Below are 25,349 nucleotides of genomic sequence, written 5' to 3'. Positions count from 1 at the left end.
TGGGGCTGTCGAATGACTCAAACCACCGATTATCCGGCTCGCACGGCAAAATCGTCAATAATCAATGACTTAGATACTACGGAAGTGGTTGATCTGAAACGGCTTTGTCCGAAACGCGCCTTGGGCCGGAATCACGCAACGCACACTCAGAAATCCAGACTCAGGCCGGTGATCCACTGGCTGGATCGCACGCTGCCCAGGCTGTAGCGGGGATCGACATCGCTGGCGCCGATACCGCCCTCGGCACGGTTTCTGGCCCAGGTCAGATCGGAATAGAAATCAAGGTACCGGTTCATGTGCAGGGTGTAGCCGGTCCCCAGCACCATGGTGCCGATGTCCAGAGCCGGGAACGCGCGGTCCCTGACCCGGGCCACGCCCAAATGCAGCTCGTTCTGGCCGAATGCATAGCCCAGCTGCGACCAGATGACCGACCGGTCCATGATCCGGTCTTGCGCCATGTGTTTGTAACCCAGACTCAGCGTCACGCTTTGCCAGTTGTATTCACCGGCAAGGAAATGCTGCCGCAACGGCGCTACAGGACGATCCGTTTGCTGCCCGACAAAACCCAGATCGACACGGAACCGGTCTTCCTGCGCGTAATGCAGCAACACGTCGTGAAAACGCTCGAGCCAATCATTGTTCGCCAGCAAAACGGCGAGTTCGCCGCTGAACCCGGCGTATTCCGGGCTGGCATAGGCCAGGGTGTTTTTCACCCAGTCGGCCATCCGCAATACATTCAGCCGGCCGTAACCGCTGTAGCTGACCGGCCAGTTCAAGCCGTGCGTGCCGTATTCCTCGTCGAGCAACCGCCAGCTGGGTGAGCCATTCGTTCCCAGCTTGACCGTCCCCCACGTGTCGGACTGATAACCCAGATAGGCCTCACGGTTGCCCAGCTTGCGCTGACTCGCGGGCCGCCAGCTTTCCAGACCGGTATCGACCTTGACCACCAGCCGGTCGTCATCCGGCAGCGCATAAGCCAGATCCAGCGCAAAAACCGGGTCGAGCTCGGTGTTCCACTTGTTTGCGCCTTTCGAAGCCGCATTGCGGTGGATTTCCCCCGCCAGCGAGCCGGACACCCCGAATGCCCAGCGCTGATAAGACCAGCTCAGTCCGGCCTCCTCGTCGTCGTCCGCGGACGACGCATCGGGCTTTGCCAAGCAAGGCTGGATCAACAGCAGGGCAAGCAACAGGACACCGGATTGGCGGTGGTTCATGGCATGACTCTGGCAAATTTTGCGCAACGGAATCGCTATGTAACGCGAGACCGGGGAACACGGCCAGCTTTTCAAACAGGCTGCACACTCCAACGCGATCCAGCCCGGCAAGGTGCTTTTTCGACTCAAAGCAACCGATTGCCGGGAAAAGGCCCAACGGCGGAAATCGTCGCCCGTAGGCGGGTCTAAGCTCATGGATAGATGCGCAATGGGCGCAGCGATTCGATGGCAAGGAGATCGAACCATGAAAGCGAGCGACTACCCCCACATGCTGACGTCCTACCACCAGGGCTGGGACGAACTGAAATCCCGCCATCCGGCCAGCCTGAAGATCCTGCTGTCACTGGTGATTCCGCTGTCGCTGCTGCCGGCAGCGATGATCCTGTACGCCGGAGGCGTCAACGGCAACTACTACGCACCCGAAGCACCTTTCTCGCGCTGGATCGCCGTTGCGACGATCTTCTTCTGCGCCGAAATCGTCACCGTCTCGCTGATGGCGACGGTCATCCGTCAGGTTGCGGCAATTCGCGACTTCTCGACGGACCGTGACAGCGCCTATCTGCTTGCGGCACTGGCGGCGGTTCCGCTGTGGCTGTCGGCCCTGACGCTGTTCGTGCCCAGCATCGCGTTCAATGCGCTGTGCGGAGCGATCGGACTCGGCGCGGCCTTCTGCCTGCTGTACCACGGCGTCCCGTCGCTGCTCGGCACCACCGAGGACATCGAGGCACAAGACGTCGCCTATCTGGTGATGTCGGTCGGCGCTGCAGCATGGGCACTGCTGTGCGCACTGGTGCTGGTGCCACTGTTCTTCTGACGCTGCACCACCATGAAAAAACGGCCCCGAGGGGCCGTTTTTTGTGCATCGCCTACCGTCAGACGTCCTGGCCCTCGACAATGCCCTCGTGGTGCTTGTCCTGCGGCAGCACGAAGTTGAGCACGATCGCCAGCAGGCTCACGAGACCGACACCGGCCAGATTCAGGTCGCCCAGTTGCAGCGTCAGACCGCCGACGCCGCAGGTCAGCACCACGGCAACGATGACGAGGTTGCGCGGTGCCATCAGGTCCACCTTGGCGTCGATCAGGGTTTTCAGGCCGATCGAGGCAATGGTCCCGAACAGCAGCACCATGATGCCGCCCATCACCGGCAGCGGAATCGACTGCAGGATCGCATTGAACTTGCCGAAAAACGCCAGGATCACCGCCAGTACCGCCGCCCAGGTCATGATCACCGGGTTGAAATTCTTGGTGATCATCAGCGCGCCGGTCACTTCACCGTAGGTCGTGATCGGCGGGCCGCCGACGAGGCCGGCAAAGCAGACGCCCAAGCCGTCACCGGCCAGGGTCCGGTGCAGGCCCGGCGACGCGGTGTAATCCTTGCCGGTCACGCCGCCGATCGCCATCACGCCACCGATATGCTCGATCGCCGGTGCAATCGCCACCGGCATCATGAACAGTGCCGCAGCCCAGCTGATTTCAGGGTGGACGATGTGCGGCAGTGCAAACCATGGCGCAGCAGCGATCGGTGCAAAGTTGACCACGCCCATCAGCGCGGCGACGCCGTAGCCGACGAAGACTCCGGACAGGATCGGCACCAGCCGCAACATGCCGCCGGCGAACACCGCGACGACGATGGTCGTCGCCAGCGAAATCGCGGCCAGCAGGATCGAGGTCTGGTACGGAATCAGCTGCTTGCCGCCGCCCTGCCCCATGGCCATGCCCGATGCGGCAACGGCAACCGACAGGCCGATCACCATGATCACCGGGCCGATGACGACCGGCGGCAGCAGCTTGTGGATGAAGGCGATACCGCGCCAGCGGATCAGTCCGGCGACGAGGAAATACATGAAACCGGCTGCGAACAGGCCGAACTGCGTTGCCGCCTGCCCCCAGGTCTGGATCGAGAAAATGATCGGGCCAATGAAGGCGAACGACGAACCGAGGAAAAGCGGCACTTCGCGCTTGGTCACGAACTGGAACATCAGCGTGCCAATGCCGGCGCCGAGCAGCGCCAGAGCCGGGTTGAGTCCGGTCAGCAGCGGCACCAGCACCAGCGCGCCGAAGGCAACGAACAGGATCTGCGCGCCCGAGATCGCTTGTTTGACGGTGGAGAACATGGTCATCCCTGTGTTGGTTTTGTTTGGGAGCGGCAGTCCGCCGCAGACACACGAAACGGGCGCCTCGCGGCGCCCGTTCCCGGATTCGGTCCGCTCAGCGCGTCCCGAAAATCTTGTCGCCCGCGTCGCCCAGCCCCGGAATGATGTAACCGTGCTCGTTCAGGTGCGAATCGAGTGAAGCGGCGTAGATCTGCACATCCGGATGCGCCTCGTTGACGAGCTTGACACCCTCGGGCGCTGCGACCATGACGATGGCCTTGATCTCCTTGCAGCCCTTGCGCTTGAGCATGTCGATGGTCGCGACCAGCGAACCGCCGGTAGCCAGCATCGGGTCGATGATCAGCGCCAGCCGGTCGTCGAGGTCGCCGACGAACTTCTCGAAATACGGCTCCGGCTGCAGAGTTTCCTCGTTGCGCGCCAGACCGACGACGCTGATCTTGGCCGACGGCACCAGATCGAGCACGCCGTTGAGCATGCCGATGCCGGCGCGCAGGATCGGCACTACGGTCATCTTCTTGCCCTTGATCTGCTGCACGTCGACCGGGCCGCACCAGCCATCGATGGTCACCGGCTCGAGCGGCAGATCGCGCGTCGCTTCGTACGCCAGCAACCGGGCCAGTTCGTCGGTCAGCATGCGGAACTTGTTGGTGCTGATCTCGGCGGCGCGCAGCAAGGACAACTTGTGCTGCACCAGCGGATGGTTGACGACGTGAATGTGCATGGTGAATCCCGACAGATTGATTGTATGAATTGATTGTATCCGTCCATGGCGCGAGCGCTATTGACGAAAGTCCGGGTTTGCCGCCTAGCTGCGGAACATGAAGTAGACCGCGCCGACGAGGCAGAGCCCTGCCCAGACGAAATCCAGCTTGAACGGCTGGCCGGCATAAAATAAAGCGAAGGGTACGAACACCGACAGCGTGATCACCTCCTGGATGATCTTGAGCTGCGCCAGCGAGAACGTGCCGTAGCCGATCCTGTTGGCCGGCACCTGCAGCAGGTACTCGAACAGCGCGATGCCCCAGCTCAGCAGTGCGGCGACCACCCAGGGCTTGCTGTGTGCGAATTTCAGATGGCCGTACCACGCGAACGTCATGAACACGTTCGACGCGATCAGCAGCAGTATGGTCTGCAAACCAACAGGCAGGGGCATGATCAGCAACCGGTAGCCGGGTTTTGATAGAATCGCCGCAGTCTACGTCGGCCGGTCCGTGCCGAAAACAGGAATTATGCTCATGCGTTTGCGTCGTCTCTCCCTTGCATTGCTGCTGCTTGCCGGTGCCGTTCAGGCCGGCGAAAAGGAAGACATCCAGCAGCTGTTGCAGGCGCGTCAGTATGCGCCGGCGCTGGATCGCGCCGACCGCGCACTGACCAAGACGCCGAAAGACCCGCAAATCCGCTTCCTGCGCGGTCTGGCACTGACCGAACTCGGTCGCAGCGACGACGCCATCAAGACCTTCGTCAGCCTGTCCGAGGACTACCCGCAGCTGCCCGAGCCGTACAACAACCTCGCGGTGCTGTACGCGCAGCAGAACCAGTACGACAAGGCGCGTACCGCGTTGCAGATGGCGATCCAGACCAATCCGAGTTATGCGACCGCGCACGAGAACCTGGGCGACCTGTACGCGCGGCTCGCGTCGCAGGCCTACGACAAGGCATTGCAACTCGAAGGCAGCAAGGGCAGCGCGCAGACCAAGTTGAAACTCGTCAACGAGCTGTTCAGCCGGAATGGCACGCCAGCGCGCCCGGCTACCCCGAGCAAGGCACCGACGCCGGCACCGGTAGCCGTCGCCATGGCCCCGGTGAAACCGACTGTGGCCCCCACGCCGGCAGCTACACCGGCACCCGCACCGAAGCCGACGCCTGCCCCCACACCGGCACCCACGCCGCAACCGACCCCGACCCCGACGCCGGCCCCCAAGCCGGCCGTCGATCCGCGTCAGCAGGATGTCATCGCTGCCGTGCAGCGCTGGGCACAGAACTGGGGCAAACAGAATGTCGAAGGCTACCTTGCCGCCTACACGCGCAACTACGCACCGGCGGGCCTGAACCACAAGGACTGGGAAAAACAACGTCGCGCACTGGTTGGCGGCCCCAAGTCGATCGAAGTCAGGCTGTCGGACATTCGCGTCGACTTCGGCAACGACGACAAGACTGCCAAGGTGCGTTTCCGTCAGAGCTATCGCTCGGACCGCCTGAGCAGCACCACCGGCAAGACACTGATACTGGAAAAGAACGGTGCCGAATGGCTGATCAGCGACGAGCGCTCGGGGCGCTGATAGGCTGAATCGTCATGTCGTCCACGTTGTCCCGGGCCCGGCGCCTCATTGCCGTATTGCTCCTGCTGGTGCTCGCACCGGCAGCCCAGCCCAAATTCACCGCATCGATGAGCGCAACGCTCGACGCGGAGCCGTCGCGTGAAGGGCGTGCCGCCAAAGGCACGCCGGAGCAGATGATCGTCGCCGCAATCGACGCGATTCGCGCCGGGCGGATGCGCGACGCGCGTGCCACCGTTGACGCGCTGCTCGTACGCGAGCCGGACTATCGTCTGGCGCATCTGCTGTCGGCCGATCTCTATGCCATGCACAGCGGTCCGCTGCGCACCGTCGGCGGTGCCGCCAGCGGACCGGCCGATCTGCTCGAAGGCCTGCGCCACGAAGCGATGGCACGCGTTCAGGCCAGCCGCAATCCGCCGCCGCCGGATGCATTCCCAGCCAACCTGCTGATTCTTGCGCCGAAACAACATCACGCCGTCGTGGTGGAAACCGATACGTCGCGCGTTTACCTGTTCAGCAACGAACAGGGCGTACCGAAACGAATCGCCGATTTCTACACGACCATCGGCAAACTGGGTGTCGACAAGCTGAAGGAAGGCGACCAGCGCACGCCGCTCGGGGTGTACTTCGTCACCAGTGAAATGCCGAGGACCCAGCTTGATGCGATGCTCGGCAAAAAAGCGGACCTCTACGGCATTGGCGCCTGGCCGATTTCGTATCCGAACGAACTCGATATCCAGCAAGGAAGGACCGGTCACGGCATCTGGCTGCACGGCGTCCCCTACGACACGTATGCGCGCTCGCCGTGGTCGTCCAACGGCTGTGTTGCCCTTGGCAACGAGGACATGCAAGCGCTGTCGTCCAACCTTCAGGTCGGCGTCACCCCGGTCGTGATTGTCCGCAAGATCAACTGGCTCGCCCGCAGCACCTGGCAGCAACAGCGCCAGGCCGCGCTCGCCATGGTCGATCAGGGCCAGTCAGGGGCACTCCCGGAAGACCTCAGCGTGTTTGGCGGCGACGTCGCCGCGGACCAGCGCGTGGCGACTTTCGACGATGCCGGCATGGGCGGCGTCCGGCGCCAGTACTGGCAGCGGACCGGCAGCGACTGGCGCGTCGTCTGGGACGGCCCCGCCAAATCAGGCTGAACAACAAAAAAGCCCGGGATTCCCGGGCTTTTTTGTTTGTGCGTCGGCCGACTCAGAGGGTCAGGCCGCCGGTCACCTCGATCGCGGCGCCATTGATATAACTGGCTTCGTCGCTGGCAAGGAAAGCATACACGTTGGCAATTTCCTCGGGCTGGGCCAGCCGGCGCATCGGCACGCGCTCTTCCAGTGCAGCGATCACCTTTTCCGGCATGCTGTTGAGGATCGGCGTAGCCACGAAGCCCGGGCAAACGGCATTGGCACGGATACCCTTCTTGCCAAGTTCCTTGGCCCAGGTCTTGACGAAACCGATCACGCCGAATTTGCTCGCGGCGTAGTTGGTCTGACCGAAATTGCCGTAGACCCCGACGACCGACGATGCGTTGAGGATCACGCCACCGCCCTGTTCCACCATGGTCTCGACGACGGCACGGGTACAGTTGTAGACACCCTTGAGATTGATATCGATGACCTTGTCGAACTGGTCGTCGGTCATCTTCACCAGCTGGGCATCCAGCACGATGCCGGCATTGTTCACCAGCACGTCGATCCTGCCGAAGCCGGATTTCACGCCTTCGACCATTTCGGCGATCTGCTCGCGGTTGGTCACGTCGACAAGGTGACCGCTCGCTTCCGCGCCGCCCGCCACCAGTTCGGACACGACATCATCAATCCCTTGCTGGTTGACGTCGCATATGGCGACCTTGGCGCCTTCCGCGGCAAACTTCTTTGCCGTCGCGTAACCGATACCGCTGGCGCCGCCGGTAATGATCGCAACCTTGCCTTTCAGTCTCATCTCGCACACCCCGTTCCGCATTGCAAAATACGTCCGTTGTCGGACTCTTGCATGCAGGATAGTCAGAATTGTGCGGCGCAACAAGCCACAGCAGCCGACCGTCGGGCGGCCGGTGTGTGCCTGCTCAGGCGGCCGGCGTCCTGCCGGGCGGGACCGCGTTGTATTGATCGATCAGCGTGCGACAGTCGACGATGCGCAGGTCGTTGTCGCGTGCAAACGTCATGATGAACTCGAAGACGCGCGGGTCGATTTTCTCGAGCTGCTTGTCCACCGCAACGCAGCGCACGTTCTCGTGCACCATCGGCCGGACATACGGCGCATATGAAAGCTTCTGGTCGAAACCGAATGTGGAGAGAATGCCCGACAGCCGCTCAGCCCAGTCGCTGGGCCGGAATTCCCTGCCGCTGCTGGTGATGCCCTGGATGATAATTTCGTATGGATTACAGATCATTGGCTATCAGCTGAATAGAAGATTCGGATACGTACATTCAAGCGCCGTGCTGGGCCAATTGTACCACCGCGCACCCGCGAACGAACGCGTCAAGCCATCCGGTGAACGCCCAAGCCGCTGCAGCGTTCTTGCCAGTAACCGGCAAACCGCTGAATAATAGCCGTTTTATCAGAAAAAACGTGCGCGCGATTGCCGCGACGACAAAGGCCTGCCGATGCGTCATTACCTGCAATTCTCCGATTTCTCCCGTGAAGAGTACGACTACCTGTTCCGGCGCACCAAGATCATCAAGGAGCGCCTGAAGGCGGGCGAGCTTTACCAGCCCTTCATCGGCAAGGTGCTCGGCATGATTTTCGAGAAATCGTCGACGCGTACCCGTGTCTCGTTCGAAGCCGGCATGGCACAGTTCGGTGGCCACGCGATGTTCATGCAGAGCAAGGATACGCAGCTGGGCCGCGGCGAGCCGATCGAGGACGTCGCGCAGGTCATCAGCCGCATGGTCAACATCGTCATGGTGCGCACCTACGAACAAAGCATCATCGAACGCTTTGCCGAGAACTCGAAGGTGCCGGTCATCAACGGCCTGACCAACGAATACCACCCGTGCCAGATCATGGCCGACATCTACACCTACATCGAACGTTTCGGCTCGATCGAGGGCAAGACCGTCGCCTGGATCGGCGACAGCAACAACGTCAGCCGTACCTGGCTGCAGGCCGCAAAAACGTTCAACTTCAAGCTCAACCTCGCCTGCCCGCGCGGTTACGAGATGACAGTGCTCGACGGCCAGACCTATGGCAGCGAGCATTTCGAACAGTTCTACGATCCGTATCAGGCCGCGCGCGACGCCGACATCGTCACTACCGACGTCAGCGTATCGATGGGCTACGAGCGCGAGACGCTGCAGCGCAAGAAGGACTTCATCAACTACAAGGTGTCGGAAAAGCTGATGATGCAGGCCAAGGCCAATGCCCTGTTCATGCATTGCCTGCCGGCGCACCGCGGCGAGGAAGTCGATCCGGAAGTGATCGACGGTCCGCAATCGGTCGTCTGGGACGAAGCCGAGAACCGCATGCACACGCAGAAGGCCGTGATCGAATACCTGCTGCTGGGCAAGATCGAGGACTGATCCAACCGTGTCGATCCTGGGCATCACCGATATCGCGACCTATCTGGCCGGCACCCTGGTCATCATCCTGATGCCCGGACCGAACTCGCTGTTCGCGCTGTCGGTGGCGGCCAAACGCGGGCCTCGCGCCGGTTTTGCCGCAGCCGCCGGGATCGTTACCGGCGATTTCGTCCTGATGCTGGCAGCGGCACTCGGCGTTGCTTCGCTGATGAAGGCTTATCCGGTTGCGTTCGATCTGGTCCGTTATCTCGGCGCAGCTTACCTCGGCTGGCTGGGGCTGAAGCTGGTGTTCGGCCGTCGAGGCCAGGGGCGTGACGAGCAGATCGACATCCCCGCACAGCACATCTACAAGCAGGCTCTGTCGATCTCGCTGGTCAACGTCAAGGCCATCCTGTTTTTCATGGCGTTCTTTCCGCAGTTCGTCGACCCGTCCTACCCGCATGTCGCGATCACCTTCGCCGCACTCGGACTGATCGTCCAGCTCACCAGCATCAGCTACCTGACCCTGCTGATCCTCGCGGGCGCGCGGATCGCCCAACGGCTGGCACGACGACGATGGATCGCGCCGCTGCTGGGCAGGCTCACCGGCCTGCTGTTTGTCAGCTTCGGCGCCAGACTCGCACTGGGACGCTGACCCAAACCGTTACTCCCGGTTGCGCCTGCGCAACCGCTCCTGTTTCACCCAACTGTTACCGATCGGGGAATTCCATGTCTGAAGTAAAGAAAGTCGTACTCGCCTATTCGGGCGGCCTGGACACGTCCGTAATCCTGAAGTGGCTTCAGGATACTTATCAGTGCGAGGTCGTCACCTTCACCGCCGACCTCGGTCAGGGTGAAGAGCTGGAACCGGCGCGCCAGAAGGCACTGAAGTTTGGCATCAAGCCGGAAAACATCTACATCGACGACGTCCGCGAGGAGTTCGTCCGCGATTTCGTCTTCCCGATGTTCCGTGCCAACGCACTGTACGAAGGCGAATACCTGCTCGGCACCTCGATCGCACGTCCGCTGATCGCCAAGCGACTGATCGAAATCGCCCGCGAAACCAAGGCCGACGCGATCAGCCACGGCGCGACCGGCAAGGGCAACGACCAGGTCCGCTTCGAACTCGGCGCCTATGCGCTGATGCCGGAAGTGAAGGTCATCGCACCGTGGCGCGAATGGGACCTGCTGAGCCGTGAAAAGCTGATGGCCTATGCCGAAGCCAACGGCATAGAAGTCGACATGAAGCACAAGAATGGCGGCGCCCCGTACTCGATGGACGCCAACCTGCTGCACATCAGCTTCGAAGGCCGTCACCTCGAAGACCCGAAGGCCGAGGCCGAAGAATCGATGTGGCGCTGGACCGTGTCGCCGGAAGCCGCGCCGGATGCCGCCGAATTCGTCGATCTCGAGTTCGAGCACGGTGACGTCGTCGCGATCAACGGTGTGCGCCTGAAGGCCCACGAAGTGCTGGCCAAGCTGAACGAACTCGGCGGCAAGCACGGCATCGGCCGTCTGGATCTGGTCGAGAACCGCTACGTCGGCATGAAGAGCCGCGGCTGCTACGAAACCCCGGGCGGCACCATCCTGCTGAAGGCCCACCGCGGCATCGAGTCGATCACGCTCGACCGTGAAGTGGCCCACCTGAAGGACGACCTGATGCCGCGTTACGCCAGCCTCGTGTACAACGGCTACTGGTGGGCGCCGGAACGCGTTGCGCTGCAGACCCTTATCGATCATACCCAGAAGAACGTCAACGGCTGGGTGCGCGTCAAGCTGTACAAGGGCGGCGTCTCGGTCGTCGCTCGCGACTCGAAGGACACGCTGTTCGACCAGACCATCGCGACCTTTGACGATGACGGCGGCGCCTACAATCAGGCCGATGCCGGCGGCTTCATCAAGCTGAACGCGCTGCGCCTGCGTATCGCCGGCAAGAAAGGCCGCTGATCGCGACGCCGGCTGCCGCGGCGGGTTTAAGCCCCCTCGACAGTCGGCCGCCCTTCCATACCAGTCAGACAGATGACGGATCCGATGCTCGAAGCCTTCCTGAACATGGACGAAGAGACATTCACCACACTCTCGGTGACTATCCTTTGTACCGCGCTGATCGCCTACATGTGCTTCATCATTTACAAGCTGGCCAAGGACTCGAAAGCCGGACGCTATGGCACCATCGTGCTGGCCTTCGTGCTGGGCTTCGGGATGTTCGGCTTCATCGTCAAGACAGTCCTGACCGAAGTGCTGCAAAAATAACCTGACCGCCAAGGAGTTGTTTGTGTCCCAGTTCGACAATGTCGCCGTCGTCAAGAAAGCCAATGTCTACTTCGACGGCAAGTGCGTTTCGCACACCGTCATCCTCGCCGATGGCACCCGCAAATCGGTCGGCGTGATTCTGCCGGCCAAGCTGGTCTTCAACACCGGCGCACCGGAAATCATGGAACTGATCGACGGCGCCTGCCTGGTCAAGCTCGCCGGTGAGAGCGAAGCCCGTGCCTACAAGGGCGGCGAATCGTTCGATGTGCCGGGAGACTCCAGCTTCGAGATCGAAGTGACCGAGACCCTGCACTACGTCTGCCACTTCGGCTGATGCAACCGGGGCGGCAGTGGCTGCCCCGTTATTTACCAGCAAGAGAAACACCATGCCCTCATTTGATATCACCTCCGAAGTCGACATGGTCGCGATGAAAAACGCGATCGACATCGCCGAGCGGGCGATCGTCAACCGCTACGATTTCAAGGGCACCAGCGCCAAGGTCGAATTGAACGAGAAGGACGAAACCATCACCCTGCACGGTGATTCGGAGTTCCAGCTCGACCAGATCAAGGAACTACTGTTCCCGGCGCTCGAAAAGAAAGAACCCGACAGCAGCAAGCGCCTCGAAGCCGCCGACGTGCAGAAAGTTTCCGGCAACAAGGTCAAACAGGTGCTGAAGATCAAGGCCGGCATCGACCAGGAACTGGCCAAGAAGATCATCAAGCTGATCAAGGATGCCAAGCTCAAGGTTCAGACCGCGATCCAGGGTGATGCTGTGCGCGTCACCGGTGCCAAACGCGACACGCTGCAGGAAGTGATCGCGCTGATGCGCAAGTCGATCACCGACTTCCCGCTGCAGTACCAGAACTTCCGCGACTGAGTTTTCGCGCATGCGCAAAGCCCTGCTGCGCTGGTCCGGCCGCCAATCGCTCTTGAGCGGTGCGGTAACGGCGCTGTTCGCGCTCGGCCTGCTGCTGATTCTCAGTCTGCAGGTCAACAGCTCGTACCGCGCCGAGGTTCAGCGCGCCCGTGCCGAAGCACAAAACCTCGCCGGGGTACTGGAAGGCCAGCTCGGTTCGGCCTTGCGCGAGGTCGATCTGGTCGTGAACGGCCTGACGCAACAGCTGCAGCCGGCCGACCTGCGCGAGCAGTATCTGGGCGAAGTCCGCAACAAGGAACTACAAAGCCTGTTGCTCGACCAGCTGGCGCAAATCCGCCAACTCGATAATCTGGGACTCTTCAGCCCCGGCGCGGTGCTGACGCACCGGGCGCTCGACGTGCCGGGCAGCAATATACCGCTCAGGGCCGAATCGCTTGAACGGCTGCGCAACAATCCCTTCGTCGAACGCGACTACATCCGGCTCGACGGCAAGGACGGCCTGCAGCGATCGGGCCTGATCATCGTGCGCCGGGTCGAAACCACGCCGGGCCAGCTCGACGGCTGGGTCGGCGCAACCCTCACGACGCAGTATTTCGACCGGGTTTTCGGCACGCTGTCGCTGGGACAGCAGGGTGTGGCGATGCTCATCGACGAACGCCTCGGCATCATCGCCAGTTACCCGGGCAAACCGGCGGGCTTCGAACTGGATGCCGCCACGCTGCGCGCGCTCCGCGACGGCGCGCAGGACGGCATCCAGGTCCGCCAGACCCGGGGCGACGGCATTACCCGTCAGACCGCCTACCAGCAGATCGGCCAGAGCCCCTTCTTTGTTGCGGTCAGCCTCTCGTCGAATGACTATCTCGCACGCTGGCAGACCGAAACCCGGTATTACCTGATTGGTGGCGCGCTGCTGCTCGTCATGGCGCTGCTGATGACCTACTTCTTCTGGCAATCACGACAGCTGTCCGCCCACCTGCGCCACAAGGAAAAGCGCCTCGACGCCAGCGAGTCGCGGTTTCGCCAGATGATCGAAACAACGCCGGTCGCGCTCGTGCTGAGTCGCCCCGGCGATCACTTCATCACCTACATCAACCAGCAGGCAGCGCAGATGTTTGCCCTGCCGCAGGCCGCCGCGCTGTCGATGCGCGTTTTCCAGCTCTATCAGGACCGGCTCGATTTCCTCAACCAGATCGAGGATGTCCGTCAGGGGCAACCGGTTCGCAACCTTGAGGTCCGGCTTCGCCGGAGCAACGGCGAGACGTTCTGGGGGCACCTGTCGATGTCTCTGGCACAAGGCAGTGCCGGCACCACGCTGCTGATCGGCATCAGCGACATCACCGAACACAAGGCACTGGAGATCGAGCTTCAGCACCGGGCCACGACCGACGGCCTGTCCGGGCTCGCCAATCGCGCCCACTTCATGGATGTCTCCAACCATGAGCTGATCCGAGCACAGCGCTACGGCCGTCCGCTGACCTTGATGATGATCGACATCGACCACTTCAAGCGCATCAACGACGAATACGGTCACGATGCCGGCGATGCCGCCATTCGCGCCATCGCGGCGCTGTGCCGGAGCACGCTGCGCGACGCCGACATCATCGGCCGTCTGGGCGGCGAGGAATTCGCGGCATTGCTGCCGGAAACCCCGATGCCCATGGCACAACTGGTGGCGGAACGGCTTCGTGCCCGGATCGAATCGCACGAGCTGGTCATTCCCAGTGGCGAGACCATCCGCTTTACCACCAGCATCGGCCTGACCGCGTTGGCACCGTGCGACACCTTGATCGACCCGTTGCTCAAGCGCGCAGACCTGGCACTGTACGAAGCCAAGCACGGCGGCCGCAACCGGGTCAGCCAGCAGCTTCACAGCGACGCGCTTACCCCTTGACCGGCATCAAGGTCCGCACCGCATACGATTGGCATATTGGGGACATCAACGCCGGAGCCCCGACATGGAAAATACCCCACTGGAAACACTGTTCACGTCCGATATCGGCCTGCTGAGCCTGTTCACCATCGTCTTCGTTTGCGGCATGGCCGGCTATCTTGGCTGGTTCATTCGCCGCAATGTGCTCAACGCCGTTGAACCGGAGGAGCAGGAAAAACCGGTCTCATCACGGGAATAAAAAAACGGCGGGTTTCCCCGCCTTTTTTTTATTCCCGATCAGCCAGTTCGATCAGGTAGAAGTGCTCGCGGTTCTCGCCAGCCCGCTGCCCTTCCCAGCGCACCCAGGAACCGGGCGGCGGCGTGCCTTGGCGCAGCACCAGAGGACACTCCTCCGCAGCCGGTCCGCTGCGGAGCCGAATGCTGGCAAAGTAATCCAGCGAGGCCAGCATCGACGTCGACACCTCACCTGCAACGCACCCGGGCACCTGCTGATCCAGCGCCTGCCGCAACGACAGCGCGACATCACGATAGCTCTTCGACGCATCGAGCCAGGGCTGCCACAAGCCGATCAGCACCCCCCAGATCAGCGTCACGCCACACGCCCAGTTGGTCACGGCCTGACGGCCCAGCGAGCGCTTGCGCAACAGCACCGAACACCAGACGACCGTCATCAGCACGGCCAGCAGCAGACCGCCGAAATGCCACGAGAGCCGATAGGCCGGGCTGGCCTCCTGCAGCGCAAGACTCCAGCTGGCCGGCACACCAAGATGCAGGACCAGCCAGCCGAACCACAGCAGGCTCGCACCGATCCCGAAGGTCATCACGCCGAACCAGTTCAACGCAGCAGCAGCCCCGCGCCGCAAGCGATCGATGCCGGCGCCGGCCAGCAGCGCCAGCGACGGCAGCAGCACCAGTAGGTCCGATTCGCGGACGTCCCCCGCCAGCAACAGCCAAAGCAGGCCCAGCGCGGCCATCGTGGCCGGCAGGATCAGTCTGGGCTGGGTCCGGAGTTCGGCGCGATTGCTCCACAGCCCCCAGCACGCCAGCGGCAGTGCCGGCCAGGCAAACCACAGTACGAGCGACAGCACGTAACCGGCCGAACCGAACAGGGCCAGGTGGCCGAGCCCGTCATAGGGCCCCAGTGCGAACAGGCGTAGCCAATGGGCGAAGGCGGCCGGATCGAAGCGTGCAAGATCGATCAGCCAGATGGCGCCAACGGGCACCGCAACCACCAAGGCCGCAAGCAGCGTGACTAGATAGGCAAGACGGCGCCACGGACCGACGGCACCGACGGCAACCGCCATCAATACCGCCAAACCCAGTTGCCCGAGATTGCTGCCGGCAATCAGTACCAACCAGACCAGCCCCAGCAGCAGCCCTGCCTGCAAGGGCTGGCGGCGCGCATACGCCAGCGCATAGGCCAGCCACGAAAACGCGGTCAGCGTCACGATCGGCGGCGCAAGATGGTGCCCCCAGACGATCAGGCCGATCGAACCGATCAGTACCATCACGCAGACGCGACCCTGCCGGCGGCCGAACAGCTCGCGCCCTGCCAAGCCGACCCCCCACATCGCCAGCGCCGTCCAGGCCCCGGTGACCAGCCGCGCAGCATCGTGAACCTGCATCCCGAGCTTGCTCAACGGCCAGGCCAGCAACGAGGCACTCCAGTAATACAGCGGACCGGCAATCAGATGCGGCTGCTCGCCAAAAAACGGCAGGGACCAGTGCTGGCCGGACAGAAAACGCCCGATCACCGCAGCGGTTTCCAGCTCGCCCGGCTTCCAGGGATCGTGCCCGACCAGGCCGGGAAAGACCCAGAACACGCACAGCATCAGCAACAGCCATGGTTTGTCGGACGGCGGTGGAAGCGTTTCTCGTTCAGAAGGCGGCAGATAGGTCAGCATGCGGACGCAGATCGGAGACGTTGGGAAGCGAAGGGAAAGGATAAGCGCAGAAGACAAAAAAGGCAGCCGTAAAGCTGCCTTTTTGTTTGACCGGGTTCCGGCTTACTTGCTGTACATCGCGTACTTGTTGCGGAACTTCTCGATACGGCCGGCGGTATCGACGATCTTTTGCTTGCCGGTGTAGAACGGGTGCGATTCCGACGACACGTCGAGACGCACGACCGGGTATTCCTTACCGTCGGTCCACTTCATGGTTTCGGCGCCCTTGGCCTTCAGGGTCGAACGGGTCAGGAACTTGAAGTCAACGCTTGCGTCGAAGAAGATGACTTCGTTGTATTCTGGATGGAGATCGGCTTTCATGGTTTTTCCTAGGGTTTGCGCGCCGGGATTGTGCCGGCGCAAGACCCGATATTATTCCAGATCGGGTCATTGGCAGCAAGGTTAGCGGCGCATCGAGTCGAAGAAGTCGCTATTCGTCTTCGTCGCCTTGATCTTGTCGAGCAGGAATTCCATCGCCTCAAGATCGTCCATCGGGTACAGCAATTTGCGCAGCACCCAGATCTTTTGCAGCTGCTCCTGCGGAATCAGCAACTCTTCGCGGCGGGTACCCGAGCGGTTGATGTTGATCGCCGGGAACTGGCGCTTTTCGGCCATGCGGCGGTCAAGGTGCAGCTCGTTGTTGCCGGTACCCTTGAATTCCTCGTAGATCACGTCGTCCATGCGCGAGCCGGTATCGATCAGCGCCGTGGCGATGATCGTCAGGCTGCCGCCCTCCTCGATGTTGCGCGCGGCACCGAAGAAGCGCTTCGGCCGTTGCAGCGCGTTGGCGTCGACACCACCGGTCAGGACCTTGCCCGAGGCCGGCACGACGGTGTTGTAGGCGCGCGCCAGACGGGTGATCGAATCGAGCAGGATCACGACGTCCTTCTTGTGCTCGACCAGACGCTTCGCCTTCTCGATCACCATTTCGGCGACCTGGACGTGACGCGTGGCCGGCTCGTCGAAGGTCGAGCTGATCACTTCGCCGCGCACCGAACGCGTCATTTCGGTCACTTCTTCCGGGCGCTCGTCGATCAGCAGCACGATCAACTCGACATCCGGATGATTGGCAGTGATCGCGTGGGCGATGTTCTGCAGCATCACCGTCTTGCCGGTTTTCGGCGGCGCGACCAGCAGTGCGCGCTGACCCTTGCCGATCGGCGCGATCAGGTCGATCACCCGACCGGTAATGTTTTCTTCGGCCTTGATCGCACGCTCGAGATGGAGGCGCTGATTCGGGAACAGCGGCGTCAGGTTCTCGAACAGGATCTTGTTCTTCGATACTTCCGGCGGCTGGCCGTTGATCTTGTCGACCTTCACCAGCGCGACATAGCGCTCGCCTTCCTTCGGCGTACGGATTTCACCCTCGACGGTATCGCCGGTATGCAGATTGAAGCGGCGGATCTGGCTCGGGCTGACATAAATGTCATCCGGGCCGGCGAGGTAACTCGTATCCGGACTGCGCAGGAAGCCGAAGCCATCCGGCAACACCTCCAGCGTGCCATCACCGAAGATGCTCTCGCCCTTCTTGGCCTGGTTTTTGAGCAGCGCAAAGATCAGATCCTGCTTGCGCATGCGGTTGGCGCCGTCGATCTCGAACTTGGTGGCCATTTCGACCAGTTCGGTAACGTGCAGCGGCTTGAGGTCGGACAAATGCATAGGGGCGGCCGATAGGATATGGGCGGTGGAGTCAGGAAGACCAGGATTGGTGCGGGAACGACTGCGCGGGAGAACCCCGGCGCAAAGAATAGCTGTAAGCGTATACGCCAACAAAACGCAATGTCAAGGCGGGCAGCCTTCGGGCTTGCCCGCCTTGCGAACCGCCGATGAGCTCGGCGGTCGGGTATTACAGGTTGCTGTCGAGGAATGCAGTCAGTTGCGACTTCGACAGGGCGCCGACCTTGGTCGCCTTCACTTCGCCGCCAACAAACAGCATCAGCGTCGGAATGCCGCGAATGCCGAATTTCGGCGGCGTAGCCTGGTTTTCGTCGATGTTGAGCTTGGCGATCTTGAGTTTGCCGGCGTAATCAACAGCCACCTCTTCGAGGATCGGCGCGATCATCTTGCAAGGGCCGCACCATTCAGCCCAGTAGTCGACCAGAACCGGGGTCTGTGCCTGAAGCACGTCGGCGTCAAAGCTGGCATCGGTTACTTGCGCGATATGTTCGCTCATGAAAAATCTCCGCTTGGTGTGGTGTGGTTGCCGATGCGCCGTTGCACGGCGTTATCGAATCAATGGGGGCATTTTATCGTCATTCAATGACGAACCGGCAAAAACGATTCAATCGTCACGATAGTGCACGGCTACAGGGCGGCGCCGACGGCATCGGCCAGGCGTTCCACCGCAGTGACCGTCATGCCCTCGATCGGCTGGCGCGGCCGGTTGGCCTTCGGAACGATGGCGTGGGTGAAACCGAGCTTGGCCGCCTCGCGCAGTCGTTCCTGCCCCCGCTGCACCGGCCGGACCTCCCCTGCAAGTCCGACCTCGCCGAACACCACCAGCTTGTGCGGCAGCGGCCGGTCCTTCAGCGACGAAACGATGGCCAGCAGCATCGCCAGATCGGCCGCCGGCTCGCTGATGCGCACGCCACCCACCGCGTTGATGAACACGTCCTGATCGAACGCGGCGATGCCGGCATGCCGGTGCAATACCGCCAGCAGCAGCGCCAGACGGTTCTGTTCGACGCCGACGGCAAGCCGTCGCGGCTGGGGTGCGTGTGCATCGTCGACCAGCGCCTGCACCTCGACCAGCATCGGCCGCGACCCTTCCTGCGTCACCAGCACGCACGACCCCGACACCGGTTCCTTGTGCTGGCTCAGGAACAGCGCCGACGGATTGGCGACTTCCTTGAGGCCCTTGTCGGTCATCGCGAACACGCCCAGTTCGTTGACCGCACCGAAACGGTTCTTGATCGCCCGGATCAGCCGGAAGCTCGAATGCGTGTCGCCTTCGAAATACAACACGGCATCGACGATGTGCTCGAGCACGCGCGGCCCGGCCAGCGCACCCTCCTTGGTCACGTGGCCGACCAGCAGGATGGTCGTGCCGTGGCGCTTGGCAAAGCGCGTCAGCTGCGCCGCACATTCGCGCACCTGGGCGACACTGCCCGGCGCGCTGGTCAGCGCTTCGGTGTACATCGTCTGGATCGAGTCGATGACGACGACCTGCGGCTTTTCGCGATCCAGCATGGTCAGGATGCGTTCGAGGCCGATTTCGGCAAACAGCGACACCGGCGCATCGGCCAGATTAAGCCGCTTGGCGCGCAACGCGATCTGCTGCGCCGACTCCTCGCCCGACACATAGAGCACCTTCCGCGACGGGGCCAGCCGGGTCAGCGCCTGCAACAGCAGCGTCGACTTGCCGATCCCCGGATCACCGCCGATGAGTACCACACCACCGGGCACCAGTCCGCCGCCGAGCACACGATCCAGTTCGGCGATACCGGTCGCGGTACGCGGCAACTCCTCGGCGTCGACGTCCGCCAGCTGCCGGACCTGCCCGTCCGCCGCAAGCGCGGCAAACCGGTTACCGCTCGCACTTGCCTTGGTTTCGGCAACGGTTTCGCTCAGCGAATTCCATTCGCCGCAGCTCGGGCACTGCCCCTGCCACTTCGGGGACAGGCCGCCGCAGGCGCTGCAGCTGTAAACGGTTTTGTCTTTGGCCATCGGGGGCTCGCACATCGATGAATCAGCGCGCCATTGTAGCAGCGCAATGCAAACGGCCCGCTTGCGCGGGCCGTGGCGGACGGAATTGCCGGCGGTCAGAGGTACTTGAACAGACTCATCCCCTGCACCTTCGAGAAGGTTGCGCGCGCCGCATCGAGCAGCGTCTGCGTCATCGCGAAATCGCTGAGCGCCTTGGTGTAATCCAGATCCTGCAGGCCGGACAGCGTCTTGCTGTACTGCAGGTCCAGATCCTCGTTGGTGTTGCGCACCGATTCGGTTTCCTTCATCCGCGCACCGATCGACGCCTGCGTCGTCAGCACGCTGTCGAGCGCGCTCGACAGGTTGCCGATCACGCGGCCCAGACCGGTCTGGTAGGTCGCCTTGGAGTTCTCGTCGAACTGCGGTGCGCCGAGGATGCCCGAGAAATCCGCCAGCATCGAGAACATGTCCTGGCTCTGCGACGGCTTGACGGTGAAGCTGTCGCCGCTGGCCGGCACGCCCTTGATGCTGATCGACACCCCGGCGTCCCACGCCGCGCCGGCCGGATCCGTCGGCAGGCGCTTGAACTCGATCTCGCTGCCTGCGTTGTACGCGCGCGGCATCGCGCCGGCACGGGCGCCGCCGGCATAGTCGTAGCCGTCGATCATCGACTTGTTGCTCGTCGCATCGACGATGTCGTACGTCGTCGCACCGGCGGCATCGACGCTGAACGACACCTTGTAGTCCTGCACGTTGCCCGCGGCGCTCCATTGCAGCGGATTGGCCACCGTACCGATGTCGACGATTCCGGAACCGGTATTGCCGGCGGCGGCACCGGTCTGGAAAGTGCCGTTGCCGTTCTTCACCGAGCCGAAGACCGCACTGCCCGAATCGGAGATCGGCAGGTTGCGCGAGGCCGAGATCTGCACCAGCCGCTGGCCTTCGTCGCCGAGATACTGGACGTTGCCGAAGCTGGACTCGGAAAACGGCTTGGTGCTGCCGGCGAAGCCCGAGAACAGGTACTGCCCGGTACCGTCGGTGGTATTGGCCAGCCCCATCAGCTCTTCATAGCGCGACTTCAGCTCGACGTTGACCGACTGCCGGTCCGAGTTGCTCAGGGCGGGGTTGCCCGCCTGCACCGCCAGCCGCTGGACATTCTGCACCAGTTCGACCACCTGCTGCAGCGTCGACTCGGTCAGCCCGAGCGCCGAATCGACGGCCTTGCTGTTGACGCTGTACTGGCTATTGATCGACTGAGCCTGGCTTACCGACAACGCACGCGAAGCACCGATCGGGTCATCCGACGGCGTCAGGATACGGCGGCCGGTGGTCAGCTGGTTCTGCAGCCGTGCCTGCGCGGACTGCTGCGTTTGCATGCCGCGGTTGCTCAGCGCATAAATCGTACTGGTGGCGACACGAATGGCCATCTTGTTCTACCTCAGTTCGCGATCTGCAGGATGCTCTGGAATGCTTCCTGCGCAATCTGGATGACCTTGCTGGCGGCCTGATAGGCCTGCTGGTATCGCAGCAGGTTGGCGGCCTCTTCATCAAGGTTCACGCCGGCGACCGACGCGCGCGCGTCCTCGGCCTGCGCAAGCACGGTGTCCTGCGCATCCGACATGATCTTGGCGTCGTTGGTCTGCACCCCGATCGCCGAGACCATCTGGCCGTAGGCGTCCTGGAAGCTGACCGAGCCCTTGTTCATCAGTTTTTGCGTCTGCAGCGCGGCCATCGCCAGCGCATTGCGGCCGTCGGCGTCACCCTTGGTGTTCGGGCCGATATTGACCGTATCGCCGGCAGCCGGCGTCCCGTCGAGTTTCATCGACCAGCCGTTGGACGACACCGTCATCCCCGGCGTGTAGGTCTGCGCTGGTCCCGGAAGACCGGTCACGGGATCGGTAATGGTGAAGCTGGTCGGCGAGGTGAAGTTGATCGTCACCGGGTTCTGCAGCGTCGCACCGGGCTTCCAGGTCGCATCGGTCACCGGCACCGTCACCGACGGCTGGGTATAGGTCAGCGAGCCGGTGTTGGTCTTCGGCGCGGATGCGATGACCGGACCGGCAGCGGCAACGCGGTTCGGGTCGGTCATGCTGACCGACAGGCCACGAATGAAACCGTCGGTCGGCGAAATGTTGAAGCGGTCACCGGCGTTCATCGAACCGCTGGCAATCGACAGCTTGATGCCGTCGACGACCGGTCCCGCAGCCATCGCGGCCGGCGTCAGCACGGTTTTCTGCTTGTCCGACTGGCGGGTCACGACGTAGTTGGTCCCGTCGAACGCCAGCTCGTAGTTGCTCGCGGTCAGCTGGCCCACGTCGGCGACATAACCGGTGACCTGCGCATTGCCGGTATTGCCCGTGTTGGACAGCACCGAGCCGAGCGCCGGGGCACCGGACACCGGGTCGGTCTTGAAACCGAACATCCCGGTACCGAGTGCGCCGGTCAGATCGATGCCGGCGCGCTGCTGGGTGTTGATCGCCTGCGTCGTCGCCATGGCAATCTGGTTCAGCGACGACTGCGCGGTATCGAGCGTCTTGCTGCGGAAATCGAGCAGGCCCTGCAGCTTGCCGCCGGTCAGCTGGTTCTCGGGCAGGTAAACCACATTGTTGTTCTGCTTGTAGACGACCGACAGCCGGCGCGGATCACCAGGCGACGCCTCGACGCCGAGTTCGAACGGCTGGTTGCCGACGACCAGGCTCTGGCCGTTGCCGATGAAGACGTTGATCGAGCCGTCCTGCTGCGTCGTCGCGGTCGCCTTCACGAAAGTATTGAGCTGTTTGACCAGTTCGTCGCGCTGGTCGAGCAAATCGTTGGGCGAATGGCCGCTGCCGCCCTGCACCGAGATCTGGTTGTTCAGTTCGGCGATCTGCTTGGAAATGGCGTTGATGCTGGACGTGGCATTGGTCAGCTCGCCGTTGAGGTTGTCGCGCAGCTCGGTCAGACGCTGATCGAACACCTGGAAGCGGTTGACCAGCGTTTGTGCCGACGACAGCAATGCCTGCCGCGACGGCGCGTTCGCCGGATTGGTCGCCACGTTCTGGATCGCGCTGAAGAAATCCTGCAACGCCGGCGTCACTCCGGCAGTCGGGTCGGCAACGATGTTGTCGACTTCGCTCAGGTGCGACAGCAGCGCGTTGTAATAGCTCGACTGTGCCTGCGCAGTCTGGACGTTGCGCGTGAGGAACTGGTCGTACGAACGGCGGATTTCGTCGACGCGGACACCGAGGCCGATGAAGCCGCTGCCGCTGAGCTGCGGGTACGGTGCGCTCTGAACGATGTTCTGCCGCGAATACCCCGGGGTACCGCCGTTGACGATGTTGTGACCCGTCACGGTCAGGCCGAGGTTGGCCGCATTTAGGCCGGAAACGCCAATTCCGAAGACACTGGAAGCCATGTTTTTTACTCCGAATACACCTGCTTATCGGCAGGTTGGGCATTAACTTGAGGCGGCACCGGCCAACTGTTTGCCGATCCGGCGCGCGACCGAAGCAAACTTGTCGGCGTACTGCGGATCGGTGGCGTAGCCCTTGGCCTGCAGCGCGCGGGCAAAGCCGAGCGCATCGTCGCCCTTGCCGATCGCCTCGCCGAAACGGCGCCGGATCAGCCCGGCATAATCGGCCAGTGCTTCGGTATAGGAGTCGTACGACCGGAACGATTCGACGCGCTTCTGCGCGACGCCATCGACGTATTCGGTCGTCGTCACGTCGACGGTCTTGCCCTGCCAGTCCTTGGTCGCCTTGATGCCGAACAGGTTGTGGCTGTCGCCACCGGCCGCATCGCGGATCGGCTTCTTGCCCCAGCCGGTTTCCAGCGCCGCATGCGCCAGCAGCAGTTGCGGCGAAACGCCGAGCGTCGGCGCCACCGACTGCGCTGCGGTCAGCACCTTGTCGACAAAACCGCTGCCGGACGCCGCCGACGCGAGGTCCTTGCCGGTCACGCCGCCGCGAGCGGTCATCAAAGCGGCAGAATTTGCCGCCGCACTGCCGCCGGTGACCGGCGCCAGCTCGCCCTGTTGCCGCGACTGATGCCGCTGCATCGTCTTCAGCAAGGCCGGATTCTGCATGATCTCGATCTGCCGCTCGATGGAACCGGCCAGTCCGACGCCGCCACGCTTGGCCAGCGTCAGCGCCATCTGCTGGTCGTACAGGCCGCGATACAAATCGGTCGAAGAGGACTGCAATTCGTCGTAATGCGGCGATGCGTCACGCATCGACTTGACCAGCTGCTGCATCAGCAGGCTTTCGAACTGCTGCGCCACCGCATGCGCGGCCGCCTTCGGCGACGTTTTGGCCGTCTGGCGCAAGGCATCGACGCCACGCACGTCGGCGGCGAAATCCTGCACGGTTGAAACGGGAGTACGAGTCAGCATGAAAAAACCACGGCAAGGCTATCGCTGTTTATAAGCAATTGCTGTGCCTGACTTTTTGAGGATGCTTCGCCGGTCGGGATGCACACCCGCGGAACGGGTCCGCACCCGGCACGGATGGCCGTCAGGAACGGCGACACCGGGGCATCGCCGCCACCACCGGCTTAGATTACTTCGAGCTCGGCTTTCAGGCTGCCTGCAGCCTTCATCGCCTGCAGGATCGCCAGCAGGTCCTGCGGTGTGGCGCCGACGGCGTTGAGTGCCCGGACGACGTCACGCAGGTTGGCCGCCTTCGGCAACCGGACCACGCCGCCGGAGTCGGACTGGATCTGCACGTCCGCATTAGCCACGGTCCGGGTCCGCCCACCGGCAAGCGGATTGGGCTGTACGACCTGATTGTCGGTCGTGATCGTCACCGTCAGGTTGCCGTGCGATACCGCGCACGGATCGATCTCGACCGACTGGTTCATCACCACCGAACCGGTGCGCGCGTTGATGATGACCTTGGCAACGGCAGGCGCCGGATTGACTTCGATGTTTTCGAGCCGGCCGAGGAAGGCAACGCGCTGGTTGGCGTCCTGCGGCGCCCGCACCTGAACGACGCGCCCGTCGAGCGCGGCGGCCACCGGACCGAAATTGCGGTTGATCGCGTCGACCATGCGGCTGGCCGTGGTGAAGTCGGTCTGCAGCAGTTCGATCTGGACGAACTCGCTGTTGCTCATCGCGTTCGGCACCGCACGCTCCACGGTCGCGCCGTTCGGAATCCGTCCGGCTGCCAGCGAGTTGATCGTCACGCTGCTGCCCGCCGCCGAGGCGCCGGCGCCCGGGATGATGACGTTGCCCTGCGCCATGCCATAGGTCTGGCCATCGGCGCCCTTCAACGGGGTCAGCACCAGCGTGCCGCCGCGCAGACTCTTGGCGTTGCCGATCGACGACACGGTCACGTCGAGCGGCTGGCCCGGACGGGCGAACGCCGGCAGGGTCGCCGTCACGGTCACCGCGGCGACGTTCTTCAACTGCAGGTTGCCGCCCGTCGGCACCTGGATGCCGAGGTTGTTGAGCATGTTGATCACCGACTGCACGGTGAACGGCGTCTGCGTCGTCTGGTCGCCGCTACCGTCGAGACCGACGACCAGCCCGTAGCCGATCAGCTGGTTGTCCCGCACGCCGGCCACCGACGCCAGTTCGCGCAGCTTCTGGGCCTGCACCAGCGGTGCGGCCAGCAGGGCCATCAGCATGACCAATCCGAAGCGCTTCTTCATCACGTGT

At 62.7% G+C, this 25,349-nt stretch carries 25 protein-coding genes and 1 pseudogene; 11 read left to right on the top strand and 15 right to left on the bottom strand.

Annotation, left to right across the window (positions count from 1 at the left end):
- Positions 1-146 precede the first annotated feature (146 nt).
- Positions 147-1,214, bottom strand: a complete 1,068-nt coding sequence (locus JMJ54_RS05575) for a porin (protein WP_203536970.1) — start codon at positions 1,212-1,214, stop codon at positions 147-149.
- A 244-nt stretch (positions 1,215-1,458) separates the two neighbouring features.
- Between JMJ54_RS05575 and JMJ54_RS05570 the strand changes: the two genes are divergently transcribed.
- A complete protein-coding gene (locus JMJ54_RS05570) occupies positions 1,459-2,028 on the top strand; it encodes a YIP1 family protein (RefSeq protein ID WP_189458622.1) in 570 nt (189 codons plus the stop codon).
- A gap of 58 nt (positions 2,029-2,086) precedes the next feature.
- On the opposite strand, the gene JMJ54_RS05565 is transcribed toward JMJ54_RS05570, so the two are convergent.
- The 3 genes from JMJ54_RS05565 to JMJ54_RS05555 form a co-directional block, all read right to left on the bottom strand.
- Positions 2,087-3,328, bottom strand: a complete 1,242-nt coding sequence (locus JMJ54_RS05565) for a uracil-xanthine permease family protein (RefSeq protein WP_203536969.1) — start codon at positions 3,326-3,328, stop codon at positions 2,087-2,089.
- 94 nt (positions 3,329-3,422) lie between these two features.
- A complete protein-coding gene (gene upp / locus JMJ54_RS05560) occupies positions 3,423-4,049 on the bottom strand; it encodes a uracil phosphoribosyltransferase (protein WP_203536968.1) in 627 nt (208 codons plus the stop codon).
- An 84-nt stretch (positions 4,050-4,133) separates the two neighbouring features.
- On the bottom strand, positions 4,134-4,481 hold the full coding sequence (locus JMJ54_RS05555; protein WP_203536967.1) for a DMT family protein: 348 nt from the start codon (positions 4,479-4,481) through the stop codon (positions 4,134-4,136).
- 82 nt (positions 4,482-4,563) lie between these two features.
- Here JMJ54_RS05555 and JMJ54_RS05550 point away from each other — a divergent pair, with 82 nt between their 5' ends.
- Positions 4,564-5,607: a tetratricopeptide repeat protein gene (locus JMJ54_RS05550; RefSeq protein ID WP_203536966.1), complete on the top strand. Its 1,044-nt coding sequence runs from the start codon at positions 4,564-4,566 to the stop codon at positions 5,605-5,607.
- Positions 5,608-5,621: 14 nt separating this feature from the next.
- The gene (locus JMJ54_RS05545; RefSeq protein WP_203536965.1) at positions 5,622-6,749 is read left to right on the top strand and encodes a L,D-transpeptidase family protein; all 1,128 of its coding nucleotides are present in this window, start codon (positions 5,622-5,624) and stop codon (positions 6,747-6,749) included.
- Positions 6,750-6,801: 52 nt separating this feature from the next.
- On the opposite strand, the gene JMJ54_RS05540 is transcribed toward JMJ54_RS05545, so the two are convergent.
- Positions 6,802-7,542, bottom strand: coding sequence for a beta-ketoacyl-ACP reductase (locus JMJ54_RS05540; protein ID WP_203536964.1), 741 nt, complete (start codon positions 7,540-7,542; stop codon positions 6,802-6,804).
- A 163-nt stretch (positions 7,543-7,705) separates the two neighbouring features.
- Positions 7,706-7,993 (bottom strand): annotated as a pseudogene (locus JMJ54_RS05535) (DUF3579 domain-containing protein); the annotation flags it as partial.
- A gap of 214 nt (positions 7,994-8,207) precedes the next feature.
- Here JMJ54_RS05535 and argF point away from each other — a divergent pair.
- The 8 genes from argF to JMJ54_RS05495 all read left to right on the top strand — a co-directional run bounded on the left by argF (position 8,208) and on the right by JMJ54_RS05495 (position 14,364).
- On the top strand, positions 8,208-9,122 hold the full coding sequence (gene argF, locus JMJ54_RS05530) for an ornithine carbamoyltransferase (RefSeq protein WP_203536962.1): 915 nt from the start codon (positions 8,208-8,210) through the stop codon (positions 9,120-9,122).
- A 7-nt stretch (positions 9,123-9,129) separates the two neighbouring features.
- Positions 9,130-9,756, top strand: coding sequence for a leucine efflux protein LeuE (gene leuE, locus JMJ54_RS05525; RefSeq protein ID WP_308437978.1), 627 nt, complete (start codon positions 9,130-9,132; stop codon positions 9,754-9,756).
- Between the two features lie 74 nt (positions 9,757-9,830).
- Complete coding sequence (locus JMJ54_RS05520) at positions 9,831-11,048, top strand: argininosuccinate synthase (RefSeq protein WP_203536961.1); 1,218 nt, start codon at positions 9,831-9,833, stop codon at positions 11,046-11,048.
- A gap of 72 nt (positions 11,049-11,120) precedes the next feature.
- A complete protein-coding gene (locus JMJ54_RS05515) occupies positions 11,121-11,354 on the top strand; it encodes a DUF2788 domain-containing protein (RefSeq protein WP_238999916.1) in 234 nt (77 codons plus the stop codon).
- Positions 11,355-11,376: 22 nt separating this feature from the next.
- Positions 11,377-11,688 carry a pyrimidine/purine nucleoside phosphorylase gene (gene ppnP, locus JMJ54_RS05510; protein WP_203536960.1) on the top strand — a complete coding sequence of 104 codons (312 nt, stop codon included), beginning with the start codon at positions 11,377-11,379 and terminating at the stop codon, positions 11,686-11,688.
- 52 nt (positions 11,689-11,740) lie between these two features.
- Positions 11,741-12,235: a YajQ family cyclic di-GMP-binding protein gene (locus tag JMJ54_RS05505; protein ID WP_203536959.1), complete on the top strand. Its 495-nt coding sequence runs from the start codon at positions 11,741-11,743 to the stop codon at positions 12,233-12,235.
- 10 nt (positions 12,236-12,245) lie between these two features.
- Positions 12,246-14,126 (top strand): diguanylate cyclase, encoded by a 1,881-nt coding sequence (locus tag JMJ54_RS05500; protein WP_203536958.1) that lies wholly within the window; start codon positions 12,246-12,248, stop codon positions 14,124-14,126.
- A gap of 64 nt (positions 14,127-14,190) precedes the next feature.
- Positions 14,191-14,364 (top strand): DUF3149 domain-containing protein, encoded by a 174-nt coding sequence (locus tag JMJ54_RS05495; RefSeq protein WP_238999915.1) that lies wholly within the window; start codon positions 14,191-14,193, stop codon positions 14,362-14,364.
- 28 nt (positions 14,365-14,392) lie between these two features.
- Here the strand turns inward: JMJ54_RS05495 and JMJ54_RS05490 are convergent, their stop codons facing one another.
- The 9 genes from JMJ54_RS05490 to JMJ54_RS05450 all read right to left on the bottom strand — a co-directional run bounded on the left by JMJ54_RS05490 (position 14,393) and on the right by JMJ54_RS05450 (position 25,342).
- On the bottom strand, positions 14,393-16,030 hold the full coding sequence (locus JMJ54_RS05490; protein ID WP_203536957.1) for an ArnT family glycosyltransferase: 1,638 nt from the start codon (positions 16,028-16,030) through the stop codon (positions 14,393-14,395).
- A gap of 102 nt (positions 16,031-16,132) precedes the next feature.
- The gene (locus tag JMJ54_RS05485; RefSeq protein ID WP_203536956.1) at positions 16,133-16,390 is read right to left on the bottom strand and encodes a type B 50S ribosomal protein L31; all 258 of its coding nucleotides are present in this window, start codon (positions 16,388-16,390) and stop codon (positions 16,133-16,135) included.
- 81 nt (positions 16,391-16,471) lie between these two features.
- Entirely contained in the window at positions 16,472-17,728 is a 1,257-nt protein-coding gene (rho, locus tag JMJ54_RS05480; RefSeq protein ID WP_203536955.1) for a transcription termination factor Rho, read from the bottom strand.
- A 187-nt stretch (positions 17,729-17,915) separates the two neighbouring features.
- Positions 17,916-18,242, bottom strand: a complete 327-nt coding sequence (trxA, locus tag JMJ54_RS05475; protein WP_203536954.1) for a thioredoxin TrxA — start codon at positions 18,240-18,242, stop codon at positions 17,916-17,918.
- Positions 18,243-18,373: 131 nt separating this feature from the next.
- Positions 18,374-19,735 carry a DNA repair protein RadA gene (gene radA, locus JMJ54_RS05470; protein WP_203536953.1) on the bottom strand — a complete coding sequence of 454 codons (1,362 nt, stop codon included), beginning with the start codon at positions 19,733-19,735 and terminating at the stop codon, positions 18,374-18,376.
- Between the two features lie 95 nt (positions 19,736-19,830).
- Positions 19,831-21,141, bottom strand: a complete 1,311-nt coding sequence (gene flgL / locus JMJ54_RS05465; protein ID WP_203536952.1) for a flagellar hook-associated protein FlgL — start codon at positions 21,139-21,141, stop codon at positions 19,831-19,833.
- Positions 21,142-21,152: 11 nt separating this feature from the next.
- The gene (gene flgK / locus JMJ54_RS05460; protein ID WP_203536951.1) at positions 21,153-23,108 is read right to left on the bottom strand and encodes a flagellar hook-associated protein FlgK; all 1,956 of its coding nucleotides are present in this window, start codon (positions 23,106-23,108) and stop codon (positions 21,153-21,155) included.
- A gap of 42 nt (positions 23,109-23,150) precedes the next feature.
- Positions 23,151-24,083, bottom strand: coding sequence for a flagellar assembly peptidoglycan hydrolase FlgJ (flgJ, locus tag JMJ54_RS05455; protein ID WP_203536950.1), 933 nt, complete (start codon positions 24,081-24,083; stop codon positions 23,151-23,153).
- Positions 24,084-24,244: 161 nt separating this feature from the next.
- Complete coding sequence (locus JMJ54_RS05450; protein WP_203536949.1) at positions 24,245-25,342, bottom strand: flagellar basal body P-ring protein FlgI; 1,098 nt, start codon at positions 25,340-25,342, stop codon at positions 24,245-24,247.
- Between the last annotated feature and the right edge of the window lie 7 nt (positions 25,343-25,349).

It is taken from the genome of Jeongeupia naejangsanensis, from assembly GCF_016865585.1.
In the GTDB taxonomy this organism is placed as follows: domain Bacteria; phylum Pseudomonadota; class Gammaproteobacteria; order Burkholderiales; family Chitinibacteraceae; genus Jeongeupia; species Jeongeupia naejangsanensis.
This window is presented reverse-complemented; position numbering and strand designations above follow the sequence as displayed.